Here is a 10,456-nt window from a genome sequence, read left to right as displayed (position 1 = left end):
TTGATGTGAATGATTAAGCGAAGTATTAATTACTCGATACCTTGGGATTCACCACGCCGACCGCCAACGTGAGCAAGGTAATACAGACAGGGCAACACCACCAGGGTCAACAGGGTTGAGGAGAGGATACCGCCAATGACTACCGTAGCCAGCGGGCGCTGCACTTCTGCTCCAGTACCGGTTGCCAACGCCATGGGAACAAAACCCAGAGAAGCCACCAAAGCCGTCATGAGTACCGGCCTCAACCGCGCGATCGAACCCTGGATGATGGCACGGCGCAATAGAACATGCTCCTCGTAATACAACTTATTAATAAAACTTAAGATGACCAAGCCGTTTAGAACAGCCACGCCGGACAAGGCAATAAAACCCACTCCAGCGGAAATGGACAGGGGAATCCCCCGCAACCATAAAGCCACTACCCCTCCTGTCAAGGCCAAAGGAATGCCCGTAAACACCAAAAAAGCATCGCGTGGATGGCCTAAGGCAATAAAAAGCAACAGATAAATAATGAATAAAACAGCCGGCACAACCCATTGCAGGCGCTTAGCGGCAGATTCCATCTGTTCAAACTGACCGCCCCAGCTAATCCAGTAGGCGCTGGGCAGTTTTAAACTCTGCTCTATTTTCTTCATCGCCGCGCTGACAAAGGAATTTAAATCGCTTCCTCGTACATTGGCGGTGACCACAATACGGCGTTTGCCATTCTCTCGGCTGATTTGATTCGGGCTTTCGCTGCGCTCAATGGCAGCCACCTCCGTCAGTGGAATAAAATGACGCTCACCGTCTTCAGCAATGGGCAAAGGAATTAAAATGCGCCGCAGGACGTCAGGATCATTGCGTAGTTTTTCCGGCAGACGAACCACCAGGTCAAACCGCTTATCGCCCTCAAACAGCTCGCCGCCCTTTTTACCGCCCAAAGCAATTTCCACCGCATTCTGCACTTCGCTGACCTGTAAACCATAGCGGGCCAGAGAGACGCGGTCAATGACGACAGTATACAAGGGTAGGCCCGTAACCTGCTCAACTTTAACATCCGCAGCGCCTGGCACGGTGGCCAGAATGTCACGGACCGCATTGGCCGATGCAATCAATGTGTTTAAATCATCGCCAAAAATTTTCACTGCCACATCGCTGCGCACCCCGGAAATCAATTCGTTAAATCGCATCTGGATGGGTTGGGTAAACTCATAATTATTACCCGGAATACGGGTGACTTTCTTCTCAATGTCCCTCACCAGCTGCTGTTTGGATTTGCGTGGGTCAGGCCACTGACTTCGTGGCTTAATCATAACAAAGGTATCAGCAACATTGGGGGGCATGGGGTCGGTGGCGATTTCTGCCGTACCGAGCTTGGAAAACACGCTGGCTACTTCAGGCACCTGTTTAATTTGATCTTCCAGCAGGTGTTGCATCGCCACCGCCTCCGTCAAACTGGTTCCTGGGATTCGAATGGCATGCAGTGCAATGTCTCCCTCATCCAGGCTGGGGATAAACTCAGCCCCAAGACGCCAGGCAAGAATTAGACTCAGCAAGGTAACCAGTACAGCAAGGCCTGTAACGAGATGTCGGTAACGAAGACTACAGCCTAGTAACCATTCATACGCAGGGGTCAGGTGCATCAGCAGCGCATTTGGTTTTTCATGGACACGGCCGCGTAAGAATGCAGCCACCGCCGCCGGCACAAAGGTCACCACAAAAAAAAGGGCCGCCAGCAGGGCCATGATCACGGTCTCTGCCATGGGCAGAAACATTTTTCCTTCGACACCGCTTAAAGTCAGGATAGGCAGGTAAACAATGGTTATGATTAACACGCCAAACACACTGGGCCGTATGACTTCCACCGTCGCCGCTGCAATTTCCTTTTGCCGTTCTTCTTCCGTTAACAAGCGCTTCAGTTGATGCTGTCTTAAACCCAGGCGCTTTAAACAATTTTCAACAATGATGACCGCGCCATCCACAATCAAACCAAAATCAAGCGCACCAAGGCTCATCAGATTGGCACTGATCTGATTGACAACCATACCGCTGATGGTCAGCAGCATGGACAGGGGAATAACCAGGGCGGTAATTAACGCGGCCCGCAGATTGCCTAGAAAAACAAAGAGAACGATGCACACCAGCAACGCGCCCTCAAACAGGTTGTTTTTAACTGTATCGATGGTAGCATTAACAAGAACAGTCCGATCGTAAACCGCTTTAGCCTCCACCCCATCCGGCAGCGTTTTATTGATTTCTGTTAATTTGTCCGCTACCCGTTGCGAAATCGTGCGGCTGTTCTCGCCCATTAACATGAAGACCGTTCCAAGAACCACTTCCTTGCCATTCTCGGTGGCGGCTCCCGTACGCAATTCATTACCGAGATTCACCTCGGCGACATCGCCAATGCGAATAGGGATTCCCTTGTAACTGGCAATCACGATGTTTTCAATGTCCGTGAGACCCTTAACCTGCCCCGGCACGCGGATGAGGTATTGCTCGCCGTTGCGTTCAAGGTAGCCCGCGCCAACATTGGCATTGTTTTGTTCAAGCGCGTCAAGGACATCTTCGAGGCTTAAACTGTAACGGAACAATTGCATCGGATCCGGGGTAATGTGATACTGCTTTTCAAAACCGCCAATGGTATTCACCTCAGCCACCCCGGCGACTTGACGTAATTGCGGCTTGATAATCCAGTCCTGAATGGTGCGCAATTCAGTCGAATCATAGCGGGATTCCGCTCCCGCTTTATTGGTGACCGTGTACATAAAAATTTCGCCGAGCCCTGTAGAAACAGGGCCTAATTCAGGGGTAACCTCGATTGGCAGTTTATTTTTGACCTGCTGCAGACGTTCGTTGATCAATTGCCGTGCAAAGTAAATATTGGTCTTGTCCTTAAACACCACCGTCACCTGCGACAGACCATACCGTGACAGGGATCGGGTATAATCAAGCGAAGGCAAACCGCTCATGGCTGTTTCGATGGGGAAGGTGACGCGTTGTTCGATTTCAAAGGGTGAGAAGCCAGGCGCTTCCGTATTAATCTGGACCTGGACATTGGTAATGTCCGGTACGGCATCGATGGGCAGGAATTGAAAGCTGTAAAAACCAGTGCCCGCGATAATCAGGGTGAGCAAAAGCACGAACCAACGCTGCGCGAGTGAGAAATGAATGAGTTTTTCAAGCATCCCTTCTCCTTAATGTTCGTGCCCAAACCCGGACTTGTCCAAATCCGCCTTTAGAAAAAAACTGTTCTGCACGACATATTCATCCCCTGGCTCAAGGCCGGCAAGAATTTCCGCCCACTGATTGTTTTTGTCGCCAAGTTTTACGGGAGTGGCTTCAAATTGATTGCCCCGTTTTACAAACACAACGGATTGACCATGCCAGCGTTGAATGGCTTTCAATGGGACAGCCACGGCGGCCTGTCGGGTACTGACAGTGATTTTGGCATTGACATACATTCCCGGCAGCCATTTCATGTCAGCATTAACTAATACCGCCCTGGCCAGTACAGTTTGACTGTCTTCAATGCCTAGCGGTGAAATGTAACTGATTTTACTCACCATCCGCGGCTTGCCGCCATCACTGCTGACGATAACCTTCATGCCCTTTTTGACCAAGGGTGCCTCTTTACGGTACAGGGTCAAATCAGCCCAGACTGAATCGAGATTGGCGATTTCAAAAATCGGGTTATCGATTTTGACCATTTCTCCCAGGGTCACCGCTTTTTTTACTATCGTCCCGCTGATGGGGGCTGTGATCGTATAATCCTGCAGGCTTTCATTGCTTTCCACCACGGCGAGCCTCTCTCCTTTCTTAACGTCATCGCCTAAATTTTTATGCACGGATTGGACAATGCCGGCGTAACGAGGGTAAATAGGCGCCATGTCATCACGATTGGCAACAATTTTGCCCACCACCGTCAATTGCCTGTCGATAAGACGGCCTTTAGCAATGGCGGTTTTAATGCCTACAGCTTTCAGCATCTCGTCTGAGAGGGTCAAACGCCCTTCGTAATCGCCATACTGCCATTGGTAGTGTCTCCCCTGATACGTAAGGATGACACAAACATCAAACGAATGCGGTTCATCGATCGCCTGACGGCTTTGCAGGAAATCCGCCATGGGAATAAAGTCAATGGTTTCCACCCTGCCGTTAAAACGCGTTAACGTCATTTCAAGCCGCACCTGCCCAGGATTGATTGCCTTGTTTGAATCGGCGACATACACGCGCCAATGCGGTGGGCTGTTTTTTTCAAACATCGTCACCTCAAGGCTTAACGGCCCGTGAAATAATAGTTTACCGCCGTGAGGACCTGTTTTTTTAATAGCCTCATGCCCGCTGCCCGCTTCGCTCTCGCCATGGGCAGCAAGCGGGGGTAAGATCAGCAAAGCCAGCATGGCAAGGCTTATTTTTAAGCAGACTTTCAACATGCGCGTTTCCTGGTTGTTGAAATGCCCAATATTCCTGTCATTTGTATCAGGGCCTTGTGGTAGTTGGCATGTGCCTGTTGGTAATGCTTTTCTTCCTGATACAGCATCGTCAGCGCCTGTGATAATTCCAAATACGTATAACGCCCCTGCTTATACCCCTCTTCGGCCAGTTTCACGGCTTTTCTTGCCAGCGGCAACAGGGAGCGGGTCACCCGCTCTGCTTCATACACATTCTGCTCCCACGCGAGCAGGTATTGATAGAGCTGCTGCTTCAATTGCAGGCGCAATACGTTTATTTCCTGCAGAACCTGGGTGTAGTGTGCCTCGGCTGCGGCAATTCGTCCCTGATTACGATCAAATACCGGCACTTGCGAACTGGTCGAAACCACTGCCGCATTGTTGCCGTCATCGGAAAAATGGCGTCCTCCAAGCTGCACCACCAGATTGGGCCAGACTTCCTTTTTAACAGCAGTAATCTCAGCGCGCCTCGCGTTTAACAAGAGTAGTTTCTCCTTAAGCACAGGGCTTTCAGGCATTTTCTCCACAATACGCCGCCATTGCATCTTCTGGTGTGACAAGCCGCGGTCGGTCAATGGCCGACCTTTCATTTCCACACCCATTACCCTGGCCAACATGGCCTCTGCCAGCAACATCTCACGGCGCGCCCGGTTTTCACGTATTTTGGCCTCATTAAACCGGATTTCAGCTAATCGTAAATCAAGTTCCGTGCCGGCTCCGGCGACATTGCGGCGTTTGATTTCCGAGACAATCTGCTGATGAAGCCGAGTCAGCTTGCCGGTTACGGTATACCATTGAGCGGCGTAGAGGGCATCGACATAAGCCATACCCACGCGACTATAAATGTCCATTTTCTTAACACGAAGACGGGCGACACCCGCCACATAGTCGGCATGAGCAGCCGAGCGAAGGTAATGAAGTCGATGACCCAAAGGAATAGGTTGAGTCACCGACAAGGTGGTCTCTGCGGATTCATAGCCCTGATACTGCCCTGACCCGCCTATGTTTTCCGCTTCCAGTGAAATGGAAGGATTAGGCAGTAAACCACTCTGAATCACCTCCCCCTTCAAGCGTTCCACCTCGGCAATCGCCATCGGCAATTCCGGATTATGGCGATAGGCTAACTGCAGGGCTTCGGGAAAGGTCAGCGGTTTAACGGCCGTTGCGGCACAGCAGCCATGGGTAATCATCATTATATAAAAGAGAAACAAGCGCATCCCTTCGTCCTTGCATCAGTTCAAGCGGCTTTATCCGGCTTACTCGCCTTATTATTAAATCGCTAAATCAATTACATATCCACTAAAAAAGCAATCAGGGTGTTAATTTGCAGAGAATCAGGGGTTTTTAATTCACATCTTGGCCGCCATCTAATATCATATGTGCTTTATAAATTGGCGGTTAAAAACATGACTCTCTCCTCATTGAATGCCATTTCACCAATTGATGGCCGTTATTTAAAAAAAACCACGAGCTTAAGCCCTTATTTCAGTGAGTACGCACTTATCTATTTTCGCCTGATGGTCGAAATCCGTTGGCTTCAATCCTTGGCCGGCAATGACGACATTAAAGAATTGCCGCCGCTGAATGCCCGCGGCAAAGCTTATCTTGATGCAATTCTAAGCGAGTTTAATGAAGCCGAAGCGGAAAAAGTCAAAGTCTTTGAGAAGCAAACCAATCATGATGTCAAAGCCATTGAATATTACCTGCGGGACAAGTTGCACGGACAGGACGATTTAAAGGCCTATTGCGGCTTTATTCATTTCGCCTGCACCTCGGAAGACATCAATAACCTCGCCTACGCCCTGATGCTTAAATCGGCCATTGCCCAGATAATTCAACCCACCCTGGCTGAAATCATTGGCGGCATCATGCTGCTTGGCAAACAGCATGGCGATGTGGCCATGCTGGCGCGGACCCATGGCCAACCTGCTACGCCGACCACCATCGGCAAGGAGTTGGTCAATTTTGTCGCCCGCCTGAAACGGCCGCAGCAGCAGCTGGCCGAGGTTTTAATCCCGGCCAAATGCAACGGAGCCGTCGGCAATTACAACGCCCACATTGTGGCCTACCCCGAAATTGACTGGCGTAAGCATTGTGCCAGTTTTGTCAGTTCGCTGGGGCTGTCTTTCAGCGCCTACACCACCCAGATTGAGCCGCATGACGGCATTGCTGAAGTCTGCCATATTATGATTCGGATTAATAATATCCTGCTCGATTACACCCGTGACATCTGGACTTATATCTCCTTAAATTATTTCACTCAAAAAACCGTGGCCGAAGAGGTGGGGTCGTCCACCATGCCGCATAAAGTCAACCCCATCGATTTTGAAAACGCAGAAGGGAATCTCGGCATGGCCAATGCGTTGTTTGATCATTTCGCCAATAAATTAACCCAGTCCCGCATGCAGCGCGACTTATCCGACTCCACTGTCCTGCGTAATCTGGGCGTGGCTTTCGCCTACAGCCTGATTGCCTATCAGGCCATTGCCAAAGGCAATGACAAGCTGCAAATCAATAAACAGGCCCTCCTCGATGATCTTGAAGGAAATTGGGAAATATTGTCCGAAGCCATTCAGACCGTCATGCGCCGTTATCAAATTCCCAATGCCTATGAACAATTAAAAGCTTTAACCCGAGGTCAGGGCATCGACAAGGACAATTTGAAAAAATTCATTCAAACGCTGGATATACCGACAGCCGCCAAAGAAAGCCTGATTAATCTGACCCCGGAAACCTACACCGGCCTTGCCGCCCAACTGGTAAAGGCGTTCTCATGAACAGTACGCTTTCACAGCAGGGAAGCGCGAAGGAATTTGATGTCCTGGTTCTGGGTACAGGGTTAGCCGGGCTGCATTATTGCCTGCAATTGCTGAAACTCGAACCTCGCATCCGCATTGCACTCATCAGCAAAGCCGAGCTCAACGAATGCAACAGCCGCTACGCGCAGGGCGGGATAGCCGCAGCGGTATCCAGCGAGGATTCGCTGGAAGCACACATTGCCGACACCCTTCACGCCGGCGATGGGCTTTGCTATGCTCCGGCAGTCGAGTTCATTATCCGTCAGGGGCCTCAAGCCATTGAGGAGTTGTTAAGCTACCCCGTGCAGTTTACCAAAGACAGCGAGGGCCATTTTGTTCTGGCTCAGGAAGGTGGCCATTCGCATCGGCGGATCTTTAATTGCGGCGATCAAACGGGTTTGTCAGTCACCCAAGCCCTGCTTCAAACCGCCCAAAAGCATCCGCAGATTGTGTTTTTTGAGCATCATGTCGCGGTGAACTTGATTACTCATTACCACCCGCACCGCACTGACATTCAGGGCGAAGTTTTGGGAGCTTATGTTCTTGATTGCAATCAAAACCTTATCCATACCTTTGCCGCACGCTGCGTTGTTTTAGCGACGGGCGGCGCTGGAAAAACCTATCGCTACACCACTAACCCCATGGTGGCCACCGGCGATGGCGTTGCCATGGCCTACCGCGCCGGGGCACGTGTGGGCAATATGGAGTTTTATCAGTTCCATCCTACTCTGCTTCACCACCACTCACTCAACAATTTTTTAATCTCCGAAGCGGTCCGTGGTGAAGGAGCCCTGCTCAAAAATGCCGATACCGGCGAACGTTTCATGCGCCGTTATGCCCCGGACCATCTGGAGTTAGCCACCCGCGATGTGGTAGCCCGCGCCATTTTCAGTGAGATTGAGCAGAGTAACAGCGGCTATGTCAATCTGGACATTACCCATCAATCCCGCGCCTTTCTGAAAAAACGCTTTCCGCAAATTTATTCAACCCTGCTCAGCATTGGCATCGACATGAGCCAGGATATGATTCCTGTCGTTCCCGCAGCCCATTACCAATGTGGCGGGGTATTGACTGACGTCGATGGACGGACTGATTTAAGGCGGCTTTATGCCATTGGCGAAGTGGCTTTTACCGGACTGCATGGCGCGAACCGTCTGGCCAGCAACTCGCTGCTTGAAGCCATCGTCATGGCCAGTAATGCAGCGCGTTGTTCCCTGAAAGACATTACCTCCTTTAACAAAGAGGTAGAGCGCATTTCCAATTGGAACTCTCCCGGCGAAGTGAATGCACGGCGGGCAAGCCAGATTAATGCCCACTGGCGGGGTCTTCGCGGCGAAATGACCTCTTACGCCGGCATCGTTCGTACTGAAGCCGGGTTGCAGGATTTACTACAATTAATAATGAAACGAAAAGAAGTCATCGAAGAATACTACTGGAAGCATTGCATCACCCGGGATTTTATCGAATTACGAAACATCGTGCTGAATGCGGAACTCATCGTCAGGGCAGCATTGTCTCGCCGGGAGTCACGCGGCGGCCATTACCGTGAAGATTTTCCCCGTCAAAATGCCTATGCCGAAGAAAGTATCCTGAGGCTAACCACCCCCCAAAATTCGTTATTTAGTTGAGATAAAATTATGTTAACCGATGCCAGTACTTACCAACCCGAGAAGACCTTGATGTCGATTACCAACGACATGAGCATTTGTCAAAGCGACTACCCTCTCGATTGGTATCAGGAAGACTTCATTCCTTATGCCGAGGAATACCTCGCCCTGCCTGATCGCAAACTGACAACGGTTTTAGCCTGGATGACGCCTTATTTAAAAAAGGCTCAGGATCATTTTGGCGATCAGCTGTTGTTGCTGGCCCATTATTACATGGGCGGTGAAATCGTTCGTCTCGTGGAGCAATTTGGCGGGCAGATTGGCGATTCCTATCAATTGGCGCTGATGGCCGCCAATAATCCGCAAAAGTCAGTCATCATTGAATCGGCCGTGCATTTCATGGCGGAATCCATCAGTATCCTTGCCAATAACAACCAGCATGTTTACATCACCAACCCCAAATCCGGTTGCACCATGGAAATGCTGGCCAAAGATTTTATGGTGGAACCGGCTTTTCTCGATCTAAACGAGCGCTACGGCGCCGAAAACATCCTGCCGGTGTGTTACATGAACACTTCCGGTCGGGTGAAAGCCATGACCGGCGCGCAAGGCGGCGCTGTCTGTACCAGTTCCAATGTCAAAAAAATATTCCAGTGGGCCCAGAAACAACACAAAAAGATTCTGTTTATCCCTGATCAGCACATGGGGGAAAATGTTGCTTATTGGCTTGGGATTAACAAGCTGGCTTACTGGCCAGGCGGGACGGCAGGGGCTCAGTATTCACTGGCCGCTCAGAATAGTCAAACCTTAAAGCAGTTTGACGAGGCCGAATTGATCCTGTTCTCCAGTCAGTGCGCAGTCCACACCCATTACAGTGCCGACATGTGCGAATACTGGCATCGTCAAGGCTATACCACCGTCGTTCATCCGGAATGCCGTAACGAAGTCATTCGCACAGCCCATGAGGCAGGCTCCACCGCCTTCATTTGGGATTATGTGGTGAATGATCGGGCTGGAACCCGCCACTATGCTATCGGTACCGAAAACCACATGGTAGAAAATGTCAAACAATATTGCCGCGGCTTGGGCATTACCGTGGTTAATCTTGCCGAAGCCCCCAAAAAAGATCATGAAAAAGGCATGGGCTGCGGTTGTGCTACCATGTCGCGCAATGATCCGCCGCATTTGGTTGCCCTGGTTGATCTGCTGCGTCAAGGTAAATCCATGGCGTATAACGAAGTCAAAGCCGGTGATGTGGTGAATGAATTTACCGGCATGCGTCAACGCTTGAAAGAACAGGACCAGCAGTGGGTTATCGACAATGCAAAAAAAGCCCTGGAAATGATGATCACTATTACTGAGGATCGATTATAGGGGTAATGGGAGCAACCATCCTTCCAGCCTCCTGTCATCCCCCGCCTCTCCTCTGTCATCCCCCGCGCAGGCGGGGGGAGCCATGTCGAAATCTTGCGCCTGGATTCCCGCCTGCGCGGGAAAGACTCGTTTTTAATCAATGCGGATTTACTCTCTCATCATCACTTTCAACCCTCTTCACTTCCCGTCATCCTTCACTTCCCGTCATCCTTCACTTCCCGTCATCTTTCACTTCCCGTCATCT

6 protein-coding genes are annotated in these 10,456 nt (G+C 50.5%); 3 read left to right on the top strand and 3 right to left on the bottom strand.

The genetic code is table 11. The features are described from left to right. Positions 1-29: 29 nt before the first annotated feature. The 3 genes from GH742_RS05775 to GH742_RS05765 are packed head-to-tail and all read right to left on the bottom strand — an operon-like array spanning position 30 to position 5,650. Complete coding sequence (locus tag GH742_RS05775; RefSeq protein WP_203456493.1) at positions 30-3,167, bottom strand: efflux RND transporter permease subunit; 3,138 nt, start codon at positions 3,165-3,167, stop codon at positions 30-32. Positions 3,168-3,176: 9 nt separating this feature from the next. Next, complete coding sequence (locus tag GH742_RS05770; RefSeq protein WP_203456492.1) at positions 3,177-4,415, bottom strand: efflux RND transporter periplasmic adaptor subunit; 1,239 nt, start codon at positions 4,413-4,415, stop codon at positions 3,177-3,179. Further along, on the bottom strand, positions 4,409-5,650 hold the full coding sequence (locus GH742_RS05765) for a TolC family protein (protein WP_203456491.1): 1,242 nt from the start codon (positions 5,648-5,650) through the stop codon (positions 4,409-4,411). Before GH742_RS05765 ends, GH742_RS05770 begins: the two co-directional genes overlap by 7 nt. A 189-nt stretch (positions 5,651-5,839) precedes the next feature. On the opposite strand from GH742_RS05765, the gene purB reads away from it, so the two are divergent. Genes purB through nadA form a run of 3 tightly spaced genes read left to right on the top strand, consistent with a single transcriptional unit; the run spans position 5,840 to position 10,212 of the window. Then, positions 5,840-7,210 (top strand): adenylosuccinate lyase, encoded by a 1,371-nt coding sequence (gene purB / locus GH742_RS05760; RefSeq protein ID WP_203456865.1) that lies wholly within the window; start codon positions 5,840-5,842, stop codon positions 7,208-7,210. Next, entirely contained in the window at positions 7,207-8,859 is a 1,653-nt protein-coding gene (nadB, locus tag GH742_RS05755) for an L-aspartate oxidase (protein ID WP_203456490.1), read from the top strand. Before purB ends, nadB begins: the two co-directional genes overlap by 4 nt. Before the next feature lie 9 nt (positions 8,860-8,868). Further along, complete coding sequence (gene nadA / locus GH742_RS05750) at positions 8,869-10,212, top strand: quinolinate synthase NadA (protein WP_203456489.1); 1,344 nt, start codon at positions 8,869-8,871, stop codon at positions 10,210-10,212. Positions 10,213-10,456: the final 244 nt, after the last annotated feature.

The organism is Legionella sp. MW5194 (assembly GCF_016864235.1).
Lineage (GTDB): Bacteria > Pseudomonadota > Gammaproteobacteria > Legionellales > Legionellaceae > Legionella_C.
Note: the sequence above shows the minus strand (reverse complement) of the source record. Positions and strands in the feature narration are given on the sequence as shown.